13 protein-coding genes and 1 pseudogene are annotated in these 17704 nt (G+C 70.3%); 6 read left to right on the top strand and 8 right to left on the bottom strand.

Annotation, left to right across the window (positions count from 1 at the left end):
• Positions 1-301: 301 nt before the first annotated feature.
• The 3 genes from ACWEK3_RS35105 to thyX form a co-directional block, all read right to left on the bottom strand.
• A complete protein-coding gene (locus tag ACWEK3_RS35105) occupies positions 302-1987 on the bottom strand; it encodes a ribonuclease J (protein ID WP_450547667.1) in 1686 nt (561 codons plus the stop codon).
• A gap of 157 nt (positions 1988-2144) precedes the next feature.
• The gene (gene dapA / locus ACWEK3_RS35100) at positions 2145-3044 is read right to left on the bottom strand and encodes a 4-hydroxy-tetrahydrodipicolinate synthase (RefSeq protein ID WP_450547668.1); all 900 of its coding nucleotides are present in this window, start codon (positions 3042-3044) and stop codon (positions 2145-2147) included.
• 215 nt (positions 3045-3259) lie between these two features.
• Complete coding sequence (gene thyX / locus ACWEK3_RS35095) at positions 3260-4000, bottom strand: FAD-dependent thymidylate synthase (protein WP_450547669.1); 741 nt, start codon at positions 3998-4000, stop codon at positions 3260-3262.
• Positions 4001-4202: 202 nt separating this feature from the next.
• On the opposite strand from thyX, the gene ACWEK3_RS35090 reads away from it, so the two are divergent.
• Together ACWEK3_RS35090 and ACWEK3_RS35085 are read left to right on the top strand one after the other, a co-directional pair.
• A complete protein-coding gene (locus ACWEK3_RS35090; RefSeq protein WP_361422219.1) occupies positions 4203-4442 on the top strand; it encodes a hypothetical protein in 240 nt (79 codons plus the stop codon).
• 134 nt (positions 4443-4576) lie between these two features.
• Entirely contained in the window at positions 4577-5131 is a 555-nt protein-coding gene (locus ACWEK3_RS35085; RefSeq protein ID WP_450547671.1) for a hypothetical protein, read from the top strand.
• An 80-nt stretch (positions 5132-5211) separates the two neighbouring features.
• On the opposite strand, the gene ACWEK3_RS35080 is transcribed toward ACWEK3_RS35085, so the two are convergent.
• The 5 genes from ACWEK3_RS35080 to rpsO form a co-directional block, all read right to left on the bottom strand.
• Positions 5212-5667, bottom strand: a complete 456-nt coding sequence (locus tag ACWEK3_RS35080) for a tetratricopeptide repeat protein (protein ID WP_361422213.1) — start codon at positions 5665-5667, stop codon at positions 5212-5214.
• A gap of 15 nt (positions 5668-5682) precedes the next feature.
• Complete coding sequence (gene dapB / locus ACWEK3_RS35075; protein WP_361422210.1) at positions 5683-6435, bottom strand: 4-hydroxy-tetrahydrodipicolinate reductase; 753 nt, start codon at positions 6433-6435, stop codon at positions 5683-5685.
• A gap of 36 nt (positions 6436-6471) precedes the next feature.
• On the bottom strand, positions 6472-7851 hold the full coding sequence (locus tag ACWEK3_RS35070) for a M16 family metallopeptidase (protein WP_361422207.1): 1380 nt from the start codon (positions 7849-7851) through the stop codon (positions 6472-6474).
• Entirely contained in the window at positions 7848-10067 is a 2220-nt protein-coding gene (locus ACWEK3_RS35065) for a polyribonucleotide nucleotidyltransferase (protein ID WP_361422204.1), read from the bottom strand. Before ACWEK3_RS35065 ends, ACWEK3_RS35070 begins: the two co-directional genes overlap by 4 nt.
• 357 nt (positions 10068-10424) lie before the next feature.
• Positions 10425-10712, bottom strand: a complete 288-nt coding sequence (gene rpsO, locus ACWEK3_RS35060; RefSeq protein WP_225080554.1) for a 30S ribosomal protein S15 — start codon at positions 10710-10712, stop codon at positions 10425-10427.
• Positions 10713-10993: 281 nt separating this feature from the next.
• Here rpsO and ACWEK3_RS35055 point away from each other — a divergent pair, with 281 nt between their 5' ends.
• The 4 genes and pseudogenes from ACWEK3_RS35055 to ACWEK3_RS35040 all read left to right on the top strand — a co-directional run bounded on the left by ACWEK3_RS35055 (position 10994) and on the right by ACWEK3_RS35040 (position 17704).
• Positions 10994-11287: a DUF397 domain-containing protein gene (locus ACWEK3_RS35055; RefSeq protein WP_361422200.1), complete on the top strand. Its 294-nt coding sequence runs from the start codon at positions 10994-10996 to the stop codon at positions 11285-11287.
• 452 nt (positions 11288-11739) lie between these two features.
• Positions 11740-11871 (top strand): annotated as a pseudogene (locus ACWEK3_RS35050) (SCO5717 family growth-regulating ATPase); the annotation flags it as partial.
• A gap of 315 nt (positions 11872-12186) precedes the next feature.
• Complete coding sequence (locus ACWEK3_RS35045; RefSeq protein ID WP_453251534.1) at positions 12187-15504, top strand: AAA family ATPase; 3318 nt, start codon at positions 12187-12189, stop codon at positions 15502-15504.
• Between the two features lie 316 nt (positions 15505-15820).
• The gene (locus tag ACWEK3_RS35040) at positions 15821-17704 is read left to right on the top strand and encodes an ABC transporter substrate-binding protein (RefSeq protein ID WP_453251533.1); all 1884 of its coding nucleotides are present in this window, start codon (positions 15821-15823) and stop codon (positions 17702-17704) included.

Here is a 17704-nt window from a genome sequence, read left to right as displayed (position 1 = left end):
CACCCTCTCGGGCTTTCCTCCGGGCGCTTCCCTTCGGTGTTTCCGACTCTATCAGATCTTTTTCCGATCCGATTTCCTCGGTGCTTTCCAGGTTTCCGCTCTCGCGTTTCCCTTTCCGGCGGCTCCGACTTTATCAGAGATTCTGAGTCGGATTTCCCGCCGCTTCCGGGAACGTCCTCCGAAGTGCATGAGGCCTTCGGGTTCCCGTCCTGGCGGAGCCGTAAACGTACTGGAGCGGAGCGCCCCGATGCAAATCGAGGTGCCCCGCCACCAGTTCGCGCGTCCCGGGGACGTGCGGGGGTCAGACCTCCACGACGACCGGGAGGATCATCGGCCTGCGCCGATAGGAGTCCGACACCCACTTGCCGAGGGTGCGGCGGATGAGCTGCTGGAGCTGGTGGGCGTCGGCGATGCCCTCCTGGGCGGACTTCTCCAGGACTTCCGCGATCTTCGGGATGACCGCGGCGAAGGCGGAGTCGTCGATGCCCGAGCCGCGGGCATGGACGTGCGGGCCGCCGGTGATCTTGCCCGTGGTGGAGTCGACCACCACGAAGACCGAGATGATGCCCTCGTCGCCGAGGATCTTGCGGTCCTTCAGCGCGGGCTCGCCCACGTCGCCGACCGAGAGGCCGTCGACGTACACGTAACCGGCCTGGACCTTGCCGGAGATCTTGGCCTTGCCCTCGACCAGGTCGACGGTCACGCCGTCCTCGGCGATGACGATCCGGTCGTGCGGCACTCCGGTGAGGGCGCCCAGTTCGGCGTTGGCCCGCAGATGGCGCCATTCGCCGTGAACCGGCATCAGGTTCCGCGGGCGGCAGATGTTGTAGAAGTACAGCAGCTCGCCGGCCGAGGCGTGGCCCGAGACGTGGACCTTGGCGTTGCCCTTGTGCACGACGTTGGCGCCCCAGCGGGTCAGGCCGTTGATGACCCGGTACACCGCGTTCTCGTTGCCCGGGATCAGTGACGACGCCAGGATCACCGTGTCGCCCTGGACGATGCGGATCTGGTGGTCGCGGTTGGCCATGCGGGACAGGGCCGCCATCGGCTCGCCCTGGGAGCCGGTGCAGACGAGCACGACCTCGTGGTCGGGCAGGTCGTCCAGGGTCTTGACGTCGACCACCAGACCCGGCGGGACCTTCAGGTAGCCCAGGTCCCGGGCGATGCCCATGTTGCGGACCATGGACCGGCCGACGAAGGCGACCCTGCGGCCGTACTCGTGCGCGGCGTCCAGGATCTGCTGGATGCGGTGGACGTGGCTGGCGAAGCTCGCCACGATGATCCGCTTGCGGGCGCCGGCGAAGACCTGGCGCAGCACGTTGGAGATGTCCCGCTCGTGCGGGGTGAAGCCGGGGACCTCGGCGTTGGTGGAGTCGGTGAGGAGGAGGTCGATGCCTTCCTCGCTCAGCCGGGCGAACGCGTGGAGGTCGGTCAGGCGGTTGTCCAGCGGCAGCTGGTCCATCTTGAAGTCGCCAGTGTGCACGACCATGCCCGCGGGGGTGCGGATGGCGACCGCGAGGGCGTCCGGGATGGAGTGGTTGACCGCGATGAACTCGCAGTCGAAGGGGCCGACGCGCTCGCGGTGACCTTCCGCGACCTCGAGGGTGTACGGACGGATGCGGTGCTCCTGGAGCTTGGCCTCGATGAGGGCGAGGGTCAGCTTGGAGCCGATGAGGGGGATGTCCGGCTTCTCGCGCAGGAGGAACGGGACACCACCGATGTGGTCCTCGTGGCCGTGGGTGAGGACGATGCCCTCGATGTCGTCGAGGCGGTCCCTGATGGACGAGAAGTCCGGCAGGATCAGGTCGATTCCGGGCTGCTCCTCCTCGGGGAAAAGCACTCCGCAGTCGACGATCAGCAGGCGGCCGCCGTATTCGAAGACGGTCATGTTCCGGCCGATCTCGCCGAGGCCGCCGAGGGGAGTGACCCTCAGGCCGCCGTCGGGGAGGCGCGGGGGCGAGCCCAGTTCAGGATGCGGATGACTCAAAAGACTCTCCTCACCACGCGCGCCACGTACCGGTGGGCACGTGGCGCGCGTGACGTTCGTGCAGAAGCAGTTGTCATGGTGGGATGCGGGCACCGGTGTGGCCCGCCTATTCAGTTGTCAGGCCTCGGGTGTTACGGGGTGGTGCGAAGTCTCGTTGTCAGAGCTGTACCCCGCCGGCGGCAAGATCGATCTTGAGCTGCTCGGTCTCCTCCGGCGTGAGCTCCACCATCGGGGGCCGCAGCGGGCCGCCGGGCAGGCCCTGGAGGGCGAGCGCGGCCTTGGTGGTCATGACGCCCTGGGTGCGGAACATGCCGGTGTACACCGGGAGCAGCTTCTGGTGGATCTCGGTGGCCTTCTGGACGTCCCCTGCGGTGAACGCCTCGACCAGGGCGCGCAGGTCCGGGGTGACGACGTGGCCGACGACCGAGACGAAGCCGACCGCGCCCACCGAGAGCAGGGGCAGGTTCAGCATGTCGTCGCCGGAGTACCAGGCGAGACCGGAGCGCGCGATGGCCCAGCTCGCCCGGCCGAGGTCGCCCTTGGCGTCCTTGTTGGCGACGATCCGCGGATGCTCGGCGAGACGGACGATCGTCTCGGTGTTGATCGGGACACCGCTGCGGCCGGGGATGTCGTAGAGCATGACCGGCAGGCCGGTGACGTCGGCGATGGCCTTGAAGTGGCGGTACAGGCCCTCCTGCGGGGGCTTGTTGTAGTACGGCGTGACGGTCAGCAGGCCGTGCGCGCCGGCCTGCTCGGCGGCGCGGGCCAGTTCGATGCTGTGGCGGGTGTCGTTGGTGCCGACACCGGCCACGATGTGGGCGCGGTCACCGACCGCGTCCAGGACCGCGCGTACCAGGTCCGTTTTCTCCGCATCGCTGGTGGTGGGGGACTCGCCGGTGGTGCCGTTGACGATCAGGCCGTCGTTGCCTGCGTCCACCAGGTGGGCGGCGAGCCGCTGCGCGCCGTCGAGGTCGAGTGCGCCGTCCGCCGTGAAGGGCGTGACCATGGCGGTGAGGACCCGCCCGAAGGGGGTCTGCGGAGTCGAGGTCGGAGCCATGGGTAACACGCTACTCGCTGCTCAATGTGAGGGCTGCCCTCGGGGGGCGGGCCGGCGGGTGGTGGCAAAGGTGGAGCCCGGCACTGCCTGCTCGGGGGTTCAAGCAGTGCCGGGTCCGTTTGATCAGGCTAGATGAACTTCTCCAAAGGTCGCAATCCGGACACTTCGCGCGGCTGAACCGTACATCTGTACCTGAGTGGGCAGGCGGTCGCCGGCTACGGCGCTACCCGGCCGTTGGCGTTGAAGGCGGCGTAGGTCAGCGGCATGAGCCTGGCCCATTCGGCCTCCATCCTCTCGCCCACCATCTCGATCTCCCGCTGCGGGAAGGACGGCACCTTGGCCAGCTCGTGCTGGGTGCGCAGGCCGAGGAAGTGCATCAGCGAGCGGGCGTTGCAGGTGGCGTACATCGACGAGAACAGGCCGACCGGGAGGACCGAGCGGGCCACCTCACGGGCGACACCGGCCGCGAGCATCTCCTGGTAGGCCTCGTAGGCCTCCCGGTAGGAGTCCGCCATGACCCGGCCGACCAGCTCCTGCTGGGCCTGAGTGCCCTCGACGAACCGGTACTTGCCCGGGCGTCCCTCCTGCACGAGCTTGCGGGACTCGTCGGGGACGTAGAAGACCGGCTCCAGCTCGCGGTAGCGCCCGCTCTCCTCGTTGTACGACCAGCCCACGCGGTGCCGCATGAACTCGCGGAAGACGAAGATGGGGGCGCTGACGAAGAAGGTCATCGAGTTGTGCTCGAACGGGCTGCCGTGCCGGTCGCGCATCAGGTAGTTGATCAGTCCCTTGGAGCGCTCGGGGTCCTTGTCCAGCTCGGCCAGGGACTGCTCGCCGAGGGTCGAGACGCGGGCCGCGAACAGCACGTCGGCGTCGGACGCGTTGTGCTTGACCAGTTCGACGGTGATGTCACTGCGGAAGCTGGGCTTCGGGTCGTCGGCGGGGGTGGCGGTCACGGCTCGGAGGGTCCCTTCCTTGACGGCTGACGGGCGGCGACCACTCTACGGCCCGGCTCTGACATCGGGGCGATCGGTGCCGGGGCACGACATCTTCGGTGAAGATCTGCGAATTCGGTGAAACCGGGCACCTTTTGGGACACTCGGTCGTCTGTATGGGTGAGACACCCCAGTTCGACCCCCGGAAGGAGTCGTACCCCCAATGCTCCGTCGGCGCGAGCCCGTACCGTTCGCCTTCGTCGCCGAAGCCGACCGGTTCCGCAGCAATGTCGCTCCCCCGCCCCGCGAACGCGCGTCCACCGGCCGAATAGCCGGGCGCTGCCTGCTGGGGCTGACCATCGTCGCCGCGCTCGTGGGCTCCGTGATCCTGGGGACGCCCGCGCTGACCATCAGCCATTCCCCCACCGAGACGCAGCAGTCCCAGGTCTCCCCCGGGCACTGAGCGGATACGGGCCCTCTGCCGCCGCGCCGGTGGCCCGGCGGTCGCCTCCGCGACCCCCACGGGTGGTGGGCACGGACACAGGCGGATAGCCTCACCGGGCACAGCCCATGCATGGATTTGAGTGAGGACCAGTCGTGCCCCTGTCCTTCCTGACGGCCGACCGCGCCTTCGACGCGGCGGACGACGTAGCGCTGCCGTTCGACGACCGCAAGCGCTGGCGACGCCCCTACCGGCCCGGGCCGTGGCGTGTGGGGGCGGCCGCCCTCCTGCTGCTGCTCGCCTCCTTCGTGCTGCTCGCGGGGGTCGTCACGGCGCTCACCGCCACGCTGTCCTCCGCCGGTTTCTGCTTCGTCGTCGCCCTGATCGTGATCGCCGGCGCGCTGCGGCTGCTGCGCATGGGCGTCTGGGTCAGCGCGCGCGGGCTGCGGCACGTGAGCCTCCTCGTCACCCGTACGACGCCGTGGGCTCAGGTCGCCGGCGTGCGGACGGTGCAGCAGCCGGTGCGCTGGCTGGGGCTGCCGCGCACGGTGCAGGGGCAGGCGCTGGTGCTCGGCCGCAGGGGCCGTGCGCAGCAGGAGCTGCCGTCGCTGATGACCACGCACAACGCCGACTTCCTGGGTCGCGTCGAGGCCTTCGACCGGGCGGCGGACGCGGTGGAGGCGTGGGCGGACGAGAACAGGACGCACTGACCCCGGCCGACGGGACGCCAAAGGGGCCCGGTCCGCGCGCGGACCGGGCCCCTTTGGCGTGCACGGGGGTGTTCCGGGTGTCAGGCGGCCTGCACCGGTTTGCCGTCGTGCAGGGCGATCGCCCGCTGCATCGCCTTGCGGGCGCGGGGGGTGTCGCGGGCGTCGTGGTAGGCGACGGCGAGGCGGAACCAGGTGCGCCAGTCGTCGGGGGCCGCCTCCGTCTCGGCCTTGCGCCGGGCGAAGACCTGGTCGGCCGAGTCGCGGTCGACGCGCCCGCTGGGCGTGCGGGTCAGCTCGTCGACGGGCAGGCCCCCTTCGGCGTCGAGTTCGGCGGCGAGCTGATTGGCCCGGCGGACGAACTGGGTGTTCTTCCACAGGAACCACAGGCCGATCACCGGCAGGATCAGCACGGCGATCCCGAAGGCGACGGTGACGGGTGTGCCGTACTGGATGAGCATGACGCCGCGGCTGCCGACCAGGACGAAGTAGAAGACCAGGACGGCGGCCGTGACGAGGTAGGTGATCTTCGCGCGCATGAGGGGCTTCGGGGCTCAGTTCAGGTCGAGGAAGTGCTCCAGGCCGACGGTCAGGCCCGGAGTGGTCACCACGCGGCGCGCGCCGAGCAGGATGCCCGGCATGAAGCTGCTGTGGTGGAGCGAGTCGTGGCGGATGGTGAGCGTCTCCCCCTCGCCGCCCAGCAGGACCTCCTGGTGGGCGAGCAGTCCGCGCAGGCGCACGGCGTGGACCGGCACCCCGTCGACGCTGGCGCCGCGCGCTCCGTCCAGGGCGGTGACGGTGGCGTCCGGCGCCGGGGCCGAGCCCGCCTCGGCCCGGGCCTCGGCGATCAGCTGCGCGGTGCGGGTGGCGGTGCCGGAGGGGGCGTCGACCTTGTTCGGGTGGTGCAGCTCGATGACCTCGACCGACTCGAACCAGGGCGCGGCGATCTGAGCGAACTTCATGGTGAGCACGGCGCCGATGGAGAAGTTCGGGGCGATGAGCACACCGGTCTGCGGGGACTGGGCCAGCCAGCCCCGCAGCTGCGCGAGGCGCTCGTCGGTCCAGCCAGTGGTGCCGACGACGGCGTGGATGCCGTGCCGTACGCAGAAGTCGAGGTTGCCCATGACCGACCCGGGGGTGGTCAGTTCGACCACCACCTGGGCGCCCGTCTCGGCGAGGGTCTCCAGTTTGTCGCCCCGGCCGAGGGCGGCGACCAGTTCCATGTCCTCGGCGGCCTCGACCGCCCGTACCGCCTCGGACCCGATCCGGCCCTTGGCACCGAGGACCGCCACGCGCAGCTTGCTCATCTCTTGCTTCCTTACCACCGACGGACGGACAGGGAGTTAGGCGACCGCGTCGTGCAGACGCGCGGCCTGCTTGTCCTTGAGCGGGCCGATGACCGACAGCGACGGGCGCTGTCCCAGGATCTCCCGTGCGACGGAGCGGACCTCGTCCGGGGTGACCGCCGCCATCCTGGCCAGCATGTCGTCGACGGAGATCTGCTCGCCCCAGCACAGTTCACTCTTGCCGATACGGTTCATCAACGCACCCGTGTCCTCCAGGCCGAGGACCGTGGAGCCCTGGAGCTGGCCGATGGCGCGACCGATCTCGTCGTCGGTCAGGCCGTTCTCGGCGACGTGGTCGAGTTCGTCCCGGCAGATCCTCAGCACGTCGTGCACCTGGCTCGGGCGGCAGCCGGCATAGACGCCGAACAGTCCGCAGTCGGCGAAGCCGGAGGTGTAGGAGTACACGCTGTAGGCCAGGCCGCGCTTCTCCCGGACCTCCTGGAAGAGGCGGGAGGACATGCCGCCGCCGAGGGCGGTGCTCAGCACGCCCAGGGCCCAGCGCCGGTCGTCGGTGCGGGCGAGGCCAGGCATGCCGAGGACGACGTGCGCCTGCTCCGTTCTGCGGTTCTGGAGCTCGACCCGGCCGGCGGTGCGCAGGGTGCGCCGGCCGTCGCGCGGGGCGATGGGGGCAGCCTGGGCGTTCTTGAGGGCGCCGGCCTTCTCGAAGGCGGCGCGGACCTGGCGTACGACCTTGGCGTGGTCGATGTTGCCGGCGCAGGCGACCACCAGGTGGGTGGGGTCGTAGTGCTTCTTGTAGAAGCGGCGGATGCGGTCGGCGGTGAGGGCGTTGACCGTGTCGACCGTGCCGAGGACGGGGCGGCCGAGGGGGTTGTCGCCGAACATGGTGTGCGCGAACAGGTCGTGCACGCAGTCGCCGGGGTCGTCCTCGGTCATGGCGATCTCTTCGAGGATCGCGCCGCGCTCGACGTCGACGTCCTCCTCGAGGATCAGCGAGCCGGTGAGCATGTCGCAGACGACGTCGATGGCGAGAGGCAGGTCGGTGTCGAGCACGCGCGCGTAGTAGCACGTGTACTCCTTGGCCGTGAACGCGTTCATCTCGCCGCCGACGGCGTCGAGCGCGGCGGAGATGTCCAGGGCGGACCGGCGGGACGTGCCCTTGAAGAGCAGGTGCTCCAGATAGTGCGTGGCACCGTTGAGCGCGGGGGTCTCATCGCGGGAGCCGACGTGCGCCCAGATGCCGAAGGTGGCCGAGCGCACGGAGGGCAGGGTCTCGGTGACGATGCGCAGGCCGCCCGGGAGGGTGGTCCTGCGGACGGTGCCGATGCCGTTCTGGCCCTTGATGAGGGTTTGGGTACGGGCGACGGCCCGCGCCTCCGAGGAGGTGCGGGCCGTCGCCTTGAAGCTACGGGACGTCACTTGTCGGCGTCGTCCTTCTTGTCGTTGCCGTCTTCCTCTCCCTCGATCACGGGGACCAGGGAGAGCTTGCCGCGGGAGTCGATCTCGGCGATCTCGACCTGGACCTTGTGGCCCACACCGAGCACGTCCTCGACGTTCTCCACGCGCTTTCCGCCGGCCAGCTTGCGGATCTGCGAGATGTGCAGCAGACCGTCCTTGCCGGGGAGCAGGGAGACGAACGCGCCGAAGGTGGTCGTCTTCACGACCGTGCCCAGGTAGCGCTCGCCGACCTCGGGCATCGTCGGGTTGGCGATGCCGTTGATCGTGGCACGGGCGGCCTCGGCCGAGGGGCCGTCGGCGGCACCGATGTAGATCGTGCCGTCGTCCTCGATGGTGATCTCGGCGCCCGTGTCCTCCTGGATCTGGTTGATCATCTTGCCCTTGGGGCCGATGACCTCGCCGATCTTGTCGACCGGGATCTTCACGGTGATGATCCGCGGCGCGTTCGGGGACATCTCGTCCGGCCTGTCGATCGCTTCCATCATCACGTCGAGGATGTGGAGGCGGGCGTCACGGGCCTGCTTCAGGGCCGCGGCCAGCACGGAGGCCGGGATGCCGTCCAGCTTGGTGTCGAGCTGGAGGGCGGTGACGAACTCCTTCGTACCGGCGACCTTGAAGTCCATGTCGCCGAAGGCGTCCTCGGCACCGAGGATGTCGGTCAGCGTCACGTAGTGCGTCTCGCCGTCGATCTCCTGGGAGATCAGACCCATGGCGATACCGGCGACCGGGGCCTTCAGCGGCACACCGGCGTTCAGCAGCGACATGGTGGAGGCGCAGACCGAGCCCATCGAGGTCGAACCGTTGGACCCGAGGGCCTCGGAGACCTGACGGATCGCGTAGGGGAACTCCTCGCGTGCGGGCAGCACCGGCACGAGCGCGCGCTCGGCGAGGGCGCCGTGGCCGATCTCGCGGCGCTTGGGGGAGCCGACGCGGCCGGTCTCACCGGTGGAGTACGGCGGGAAGTTGTAGTTGTGCATGTAGCGCTTGCGGGTCACCGGGGAGAGGGTGTCCAGCTGCTGCTCCATGCGGAGCATGTTCAGGGTGGTGACGCCCAGGATCTGGGTCTCGCCACGCTCGAACAGCGCGGAGCCGTGCACCCGCGGGAGTGCCTCGACCTCGGCGGCCAGCGTGCGGATGTCGGTGACACCGCGGCCGTCGATGCGCTTCTTCTCCTTGATGACGCGCTCACGGACCAGGGTCTTGGTCAGCGAGCGGTACGCGGCGGAGATCTCCTTCTCGCGGCCCTCGAACTCGGGCAGCAGCTTCTCGGCGGCCAGCCCCTTGACGCGGTCCAGCTCCGTCTCGCGCTCCTGCTTGCCGGCGATGGTGAGCGCCTGGGAGAGCTCGGGGCGGACGGCGGCGGTGAGCGCCTCCAGGACGTCGTCCTGGTAGTCGAGGAAGATCGGGAACTCGCCGGTCGGCTTGGCGGCCTTGGCGGCGAGGTCCGACTGGGCGCGGCAGAGCACCTTGATGAAGGGCTTCGCGGCGTCCAGACCGGCGGCGACGACCTCCTCGGTGGGGGCCTCGGCACCGCCCTCGACCAGCTTGATGGTCTTCTCGGTGGCCTCGGCCTCGACCATCATGATCGCGACGTCGCCGTCCTCCAGGACGCGGCCGGCGACCACCATGTCGAAGACGGCGTCCTCGAGCTCGGTGTGCGTCGGGAAGGCGACCCACTGGCCGCGGATCAGCGCGACGCGGACGCCGCCGATCGGGCCGGAGAAGGGCAGGCCGGCCAGCTGCGTGGACGCGGACGCGGCGTTGATCGCCACGACGTCGTACAGGTGGTCGGGGTTGAGCGCCATGACGGTGCAGACGACCTGGATCTCGTTGCGCAGGCCCTTCCTGAAGGACGGGCGCAGCGGACGGTCGATCAGGCGGCAGGTGAGGATCGCGTCCTCGCTCGGCCGGCCCTCACGGCGGAAGAAGCTGCCGGGGATCTTGCCGGCGGCGTACATCCGCTCCTCGACGTCCACCGTGAGCGGGAAGAAGTCGAGCTGGTCCTTGGGGTTCTTGGAAGCGGTGGTGGCCGACAGCACCATGGTGTCGTCGTCCAGGTACGCGACGGCGGAACCGGCGGCCTGCTTGGCCAGGCGGCCCGTCTCGAAGCGGATGGTACGGGTGCCGAAGGGGCCGTTGTCGATCACGGCTTCGGCGTAGTGGGTCTCGTTCTCCACTAGCGTTTTCTCCTCGTCGTCGTCCTCCCGCCCGTGTGGCGGGGGGACGGTGGCGGAGAAGCGCTCCGTCTGGTGCGGGCCGGTCTTCGATCGAAGCACCCGGGGTTCATTCTCCCGGGCGCCACTACCGAGGACCGGCGGCGGCGAGGTGCGCTCCTCCTCGTTCGTCGGGCGCGATGACGTGCCGAGCCCTCTTCGGGCAGGCCGTATCACGCCGTGTTATGGGTACTGCGTCTACTGCGTCGTGCTACCACACTACAAAGCGGCACCGACACTCCGCACGTTCCCGTACGTTCCCTTGCGTACGGCAAAGGGAGCGGTCCCCTGTCTCCCGGGAACCGCTCCCTTCACGACGTCTTACTTGGCGCCCGCCGCACCACGGCGGATGCCGAGGCGGTCGACCAGCGCGCGGAAGCGCGTGATGTCCTTCTTGGCGAGGTACTGCAGCAGGCGGCGGCGCTGACCGACCAGGATCAGCAGACCGCGGCGGGAGTGGTGGTCGTGCTTGTGGGTCTTGAGGTGCTCGGTCAGGTCGGAGATCCGACGGGACAGCAGAGCGACCTGGACCTCGGGGGAGCCGGTGTCACCCTCCTTGGTACCGAACTCGGTGATGATCTGCTTCTTCGTTGCGGCGTCGAGCGACACTCGTACTCCTCGTGCTCCGTGAGTGGCCTCCGAGTGCCCCCGGTCTTCGTCTCGGGGGACCTTCCGTTACTCGGGAGGCGGGGATCCGCTGGGCGCGGCCTCCAGGGCCCGCAGGACTTCCTGCGAGGGCTCCGGGGGTGCGTACACAAACGGCCGTCACACAGCGTACCAGCCCGCGACGGCCCGATTTCCCCCGGTTCTCCGATCCCCCCGAGGCGGGCCGACGGGCCACTAGGGTGAGCCCGGCACCGTTGGGCGCGTCTGGAAGGGGTCGCTGCGACATGGCGGAGACGGAAGCGGAGATCAAGGCCCGCAAGGAACGCGAGCGCGACGAACTGTACGCGCTCGACATCTCCGGCGTGCGGTGGCACTGCGCGCCGGGCACGGAGGAGCACGAGGAGCGCGTCGAGATCGCCTACCTGCCCGGCGGCGCCGTCGCCATGCGCTCCTCGCTCGACCCGGACACGGTGCTGCGCTACACGGAGGCGGAGTGGCGGGCGTTCGTGCTGGGCGCACGGGACGGTGAGTTCGACCTGGAGCCGGCTCCGCACAACGGGGGTCTCGCGGCCGAGTGAGGGGCGCGCGGATACGAGAGGGGGCGGCACGTGCGCGTGCCGCCCCTTTCTTTGCCAACCGACCCGTCAGATGTGCGTGGTTGACGGGTCCGGTCTTCAATGACCCTGCCAGGCGGGCCGGTTCGTGAGCCCTGGTGCCTCGGGTTCAGTGTTCACCTTCTGTACGGCTTGGCCACGGATGCGTCCGGTTTGCTTGCTGATGCCTTGCTGCGTACGGCGGTTCCGGGCCGGTTGTCGTCAAGTGGGCGGGCGTCAGGAGACGGATGGGCCTGCCATGGTGAGTCTCCTGGTGATTAGGCTGGTACATGGGGGCGCGATGTCAGAACCCGTGGACCGGACATCGTCGTCACGGGGGGAAGTCGGTGGATCGGACGACCTCGAACGACCAAGGACGACGAGAAATGGTCGCCCCCGCACGGCATTGAGGGTGCTCGACCACATCAGGAGGAACTGTGAGCAGCGATCGGGACGGGATCCGCGGGGGCTGGGCCACGCCCGGCGACGACCAGCCCGACGCGGCGTCCGCCATCGAGACGACGGGCGAGTTCACGATCGACTACGCACCGCCCGCCTGGTACACGCAGAACGCGTCGAGTGGTTCGGGGTCCGGGGCGGAATCCGGGTCGGGGCAGAGGGACAACGCGGCCGGTGCGGCCGGGGGTCCTTCCGCTGGTGCGCCAGGTTCTCCGGGCTCGCCGGGTGGTCCCGCGCGACCCGCTGTTCCGAGCGGTCCGGTTCCCGGGCTGACGCCGCCGCCGCACGCGACGGCGGCGCCCGGAGCTCCCTTCACACCTCCTCCGCCTCCTCCGCCCGCGCCGGGAGCGCCCTTCACTCCGCCGGCTCCGGCGCCGGGTGCGCCCTTCACGCCTCCCCCGCCGCCGATGGGGAGTCCGATCGCCGTGCCGAAGCTGCCGGCGGGGAGCGGGTTCGAGCCGCAGCAGGCGGCGGGCTCCTCGGAGACGGATCCGGCCGGTGCCGGGTCCCCGACGGCGGTGCCGAACATTCCGGTGGGCGGGTTCCCGTCGCCGGGAGCGCACACGGCGCGGCCGCAGGCGGAACAGGGTGCGGGTGCCGGGGCCGGTGACCTCGAGAGCGGTGCCACCATGCGGATCTCCGCCGTCTCCGTGCGGCGGGAGGTGGCGGCGGCCGCCGAGGCGCAGCCGGAGCCGGCCGACGAGCAGGGTGAGGTGCCCGGCGTCGAGGACCGGGAGGACGAGTCGGCCGCGGTGGCGGACACGGAGTCCGAGGAAGAGGCCGGGGCCGACGCCGGGATCACGGCTCACGAGGCCGACAAGGCGCAGGACGACGAGGCGGACGAGTCCGGGGAGACCGGGCCGACCGAGCTTCGGGACGGCTCCGACGCAGCGGAGGACGCGGCCGAGGAAGTCGGCTCGGCCGACGTGGACTCGGCCCCGGACTCCGGCGCCGAGGTTTCCGATGACTCCGAGTCCGGCGACGTGGAGGCCGGGAAGGACCAGGTCGCGGAGGCGGACGAGACGGAGGAGGCGGAGGCGGGTACCGCGGGTGTCCCCGATGCCTCGGCGTCCGACACCGAGGCGGCGGACGGCGGGGCGGCGGACGGCGGGCCCGAGGATTCCGCTGCCGCGGTCTCCCAGCCCGTCGCCACCGAACCCCAGGACGCCGTTCCCGAAGACTCCACGCCCGCCGCGGAACCGCAGGACGCCGCCCCGCAGGACGCGGTTCCGCACGAGTCCGCACCTCACGACGTGGTTCCGCAGGACGTGGTTCCGCAGGACGACCTTCCGCAAGACGCCGTTGCTGAGGCCCCGGCGTCCCCATCCCAGGACATGGCGTCGCAGGAAGTCGCCCCGGCCGCGGCGGCCGAGGCTTCGCAGGGCGCGCCCGCCGCCTGGGCTCCGCCGCCGGTCCCGCAGGGTCCGGTGCCGCCCCTGTCGCCGTCGTACCAGCCCGCGGCGCCCGCGGCGGCGACCCAGTGGCCCAGCGAGCCGCAGTCGGCGACACCGCAGGAGCAGCCGCACGAGCCGGCTCAGCAGCCGCCCTTCCAGCCGCAGGCACCTCAGCCGGCCCCCGCCGCCTGGAATCCGCCTGCCGCGCCGCCCCCGGCGTCCGCTCCAGCGGCCCCGCAGCAGGGCTACGGCTTCCCGCAACCCGGCACGCAGCAACAACCGCCCGCCCCGCAGTCGGCGACCGCTCCCACCGCACCCCCTGCCACCCCCCAGACCGGTTACGGCTTCCCCCAGTCCGGCACTCCCGGCACCCCCGGTGCGCAGCAACCACCGACCAGCCCCACCGCACCCCCCGCCAACCCCAGTGCCGGATACGGTTTCCCCCAGCCCGGCACTCCCGGTGCGCAGCCCTCGCCGGCGGTCCAGCCGCCGACCAGCCCCACCGCACCCCCCGCCAATCCCCAAGCCGGATACGGATTCCCCCCACCCGGCACTCCCGGTGCGCAGCAACCGCCTGCCCACCAGCGACCGGTCGGACCTCCCGCGCCCCCGGCCAACCCCCAGCCCGGTTACGGGTTCCCCCAGCCAGGCGCCCCCGGTGCGCAGTCCTCGTCGGCGGTCCAGCCGCCGGTTCCGGGCTCGGCAGGCGCGCAGCCGCCGAACGGCTACGGGTTCCCTCAGGCCCAGGCCGCCCCTCCCGGCGTCCCCAACCCGGCCGCGCAGCCCGGTGGCTACGGCTTTCCGCAGCAGCCCACGCAGCCCGACGGTGCTCAGCCCCAGCCGCCGGCTGCCCCGCAGCAGCCCGTCGACCCCCGTCTCGGGGCCAGTTGGCCGCAGCCGATACAGCACGACCAGCGGCAGCCGACCAACCCCGGCGCGGCGCCTCTCGGTTACACGGCGGCTGTGGAGCTGTCCTCCGACCGGCTGCTCAACAACAAGAAGCAGAAGGCCCGCAGCACGCGGCCTGCCGGTCCCGGGCCGCGGTTCCGGATCGGCGGGAAGAAGGAGGAGGCCGAGCGGCAGCGGAAGCTGGACCTGATCCGTACGCCCGTGCTGTCCTGCTACCGCATCGCGGTCATCAGCCTCAAGGGCGGCGTGGGCAAGACGACCACCACCACCGCGCTCGGCTCCACGCTCGCCACCGAGCGGCAGGACAAGATCCTCGCGATCGACGCCAACCCGGACGCCGGCACGCTCGGCCGCCGGGTGCGCCGGGAGACCGGGGCCACCATCCGTGACCTCGTCCAGGCGATCCCGTACATCAACTCCTACATGGACATCCGGCGGTTCACGTCCCAGGCGCCCTCCGGCCTCGAGATCATCGCCAACGACGTCGACCCGGCCGTGTCCACGACGTTCAACGACGAGGACTACCGCCGCGCGATCGACGTACTCGGCAAGCAGTACCCGATCATCCTCACCGACTCGGGTACGGGTCTGCTCTACAGCGCCATGCGCGGTGTGCTCGACCTCGCCGACCAGCTCATCATCATCTCCACGCCGTCCGTGGACGGTGCCAGCAGTGCGAGTACGACGCTGGACTGGCTCTCGGCGCACGGGTACGCCGACCTCGTCGCCCGTTCCCTCACGGTGATCTCCGGGGTGCGCGAGACCGGCAAGATGATCAAGGTGGACGACATCGTCGCGCACTTCCAGACCCGTTGCCGCGGTGTCGTCGTGGTGCCCTTCGACGAGCATCTGTCCGCCGGTGCCGAGGTCGACCTCGACATGATGCGACCGAAGGTGCGGGAGGCGTACTTCCACCTCGCGGCGATGGTCGCGGAGGACTTCGTCCGGCATCAGCAGGCGCACGGGCTGTGGACCTCCGACGGCAACCCGCCGCCGGTCGCGGCCCCGCCGATGCCGGGCCAGCCGGTTCCGGGGCAGCCGGTTCCAGGACAACCCCATCCGGGCCAGCCGTACCCAGGGCAGCCGGCGCCTGGTCAGGCGTACCCCGGGCAGCCGGTTCCGGGCCAGCCCGCCCCCGGCCATCCCGGCCCGGCCCAGGCGTACCCGGGGCAGCCCGCCCCCGGCCAGCCGATTCCGGGGCAGTTCGCTCCCCAGCAGCAGCCCGGCCCTGGTCAGCCGTACCCGGGCCAGCCGCAGCCGTACGCCGGTCAGCCCGCCCAGCCGGGCCACCCCGCTCAGCCGGAGCACTTCGCACCCCCGCCGCAGCCGGGCCGGCCCGACCAGCCTTACCCCCAGGCCCCTCACCACCCCCAGCACCCTCAGCAGCACCCGCAGCACCCCCAGGGGCAGACCCCGCCCCCTCCCCCGCCCCACCAGTAGCTCCACCGCACCCCTCCGGGCCCGCGCCGTTCCCGACGGCGCGGGCCTTCGCGTGTTCGCAGTCAGAACCGGTCGGATTCCGCCGCCACGCCCTCACCAGGGAGGCGTCAGTGGTCTCCACCAATGGGAGCAAGATCGCGGTCAAGTCGTTATTTCCGCAGGCCACATGGGGTTTGACATACCGTTGACGCGCGCAGACTGCCGCTGATAGACACTCACTTCATTCCGCCGGCGTCACCAGATCAAGCCCGTTCAAGCCCGCCCGGCAGAAGACGCAAACCGTCTTCTGCGTGCGACGACGCGAGGTCACCGAGCCATGAAGACACATGATCAGCACGGCAGAGGACGTACCGGCCCCCGCCTGAAGGGCATACGGCTCCTGGCCGCGGGCATCGCCGCCCTCGTCGTCACGGCCGGGCTCGCGACCCCCCTCGCTCCGGCCGCGCCGCAGGCCCACGCCGCGGAGAGCGCGCAGGGCAAGAAGGGCGGCAAGAAGGTCCTCACGGTCGCCGTCGCGCAGAGCGTCGACTCGCTCAGCCCCTTCCTCGCGGGACGACTGCTCAGCACGAGCGTCCACCGGCTGATGTACGAGTACCTGACCAACTACGACCCCAAGGACGCCCACGTCGTCCCGGCCCTGGCCACCAAGTGGGAGTCGTCGCCGGACAAGCTGACCTGGACGTACACGATCCGCTCGGACTCCAAGTGGTCGGACGGACAGCAGGCCACCGCCGATGACGCGGCGTGGACGCTCAACAAGATGATGACCGACGAGGGCGCCGCCACCGCCAACGGCAACTTCGTCACCAACTTCGCCGAGGTCACCGCGCCCAGCCCCACCCAGCTGGTGATCCGGCTGAAGAAGCCGCAGGCCACGATGACCGCGCTCGACGTGCCGATCGTGCCCAAACACGTCTGGGAGAAGGTCACCGACTTCTCCAAGTTCAACAACGACAAGAACTTCCCGATCGTCGGGAACGGGCCGTTCGTCCTGACCGACTACAAGCCCGACAGCTATGTGCGGCTGGAGGCCAACAAGAACTTCTGGCGAGGCGCGCCGAAGTTCGACGAGCTGGTCTTCCGGTACTACAAGGACCAGGACGCCGCCGTCGCCGCGCTGCGCAAGGGCGAGGTCTCCTTCGTGGCCGGCTCGCCGGCCCTGACACCCGCGCAGGCCGCCTCGCTCAAGGGCGAGCAGAACATCCACGTCAACGAAGGCCCCGGTCGCCGCTTCTACGCCCTCGCCACCAACCCGGGCGCCCAGGCCAGGGACGGCAAGAAGTTCGGTGACGGCGACCCGTCCCTGCTGGACGAGCGGGTGCGCCACGCGCTGTTCATGGCGGTGGACCGGCAGGCCGTCGTGGACAAGGTCTTCCAGGGCCACGCGGAGCAGGGCCAGGGCTACATCCCGCCGCGCTACGAGTCGTACTTCTGGAAGCCGTCGGCGGACCAGGAGCTGGCGTACGACCCGGCGAAGGCCGCCCAGCTCCTCGACGAGGCGGGCTACAAGGAGAACGCGGACGGCAAGCGCGTCGGCAAGGACGGCAAGCCGCTGAACTACCGCGTGCTGTGCCACGCCACCGACCCCAACGACAAGGCGGTCGGCAAGTACCTCCAGGAGTGGTGGGGCAAGCTCGGCATCGGGGTCCAGCTCAACTGCCTGGACAACGTGACCGATCCATGGCTCGCGGGCAAGTACGACCTCGCCTTCGACGGCTGGTCGGTCAACCCGGACCCCGACTACGTGCTCTCCATCCACACCTGCGCCGCGCTCCCGGCGACCCCGAAGGACACCGGCGCCACCGACAACTTCATCTGCGACAAGAAGTACGACGAGCTGTACGCCCAGCAGTTGGCCGAGTACGACCCCGCCAAGCGGGCGGACCTGGTCAAGCAGATGGAGTCGCGGCTGTACGACCTCGGGTACATGAACGTCATGGCGTATCCGAACGCCCTCGAGGCCTACCGCACGGACCAGATCGAGTCGATCACCACCATGCCGGCCAAGGCGGGCAACATCTACGGCCAGGACGGCTACTGGAGCTGGTGGTCGGCCGTTCCGGCGAACTCCGACGATTCCTCGGGCGGTTCCACGTCGACGGGCGTCATCATCGGGATCGTCGCGGGCGTCGTCGTCCTCGGCGGCCTCGCGGTGCTCCTCACGGTACGCCGCCGGGCGACGGCAGAAGACCGTGAATAG

It is taken from the genome of Streptomyces sp. NPDC004721 (genome assembly GCF_053601495.1).
Note: the sequence above shows the minus strand (reverse complement) of the source record. Positions and strands in the feature narration are given on the sequence as shown.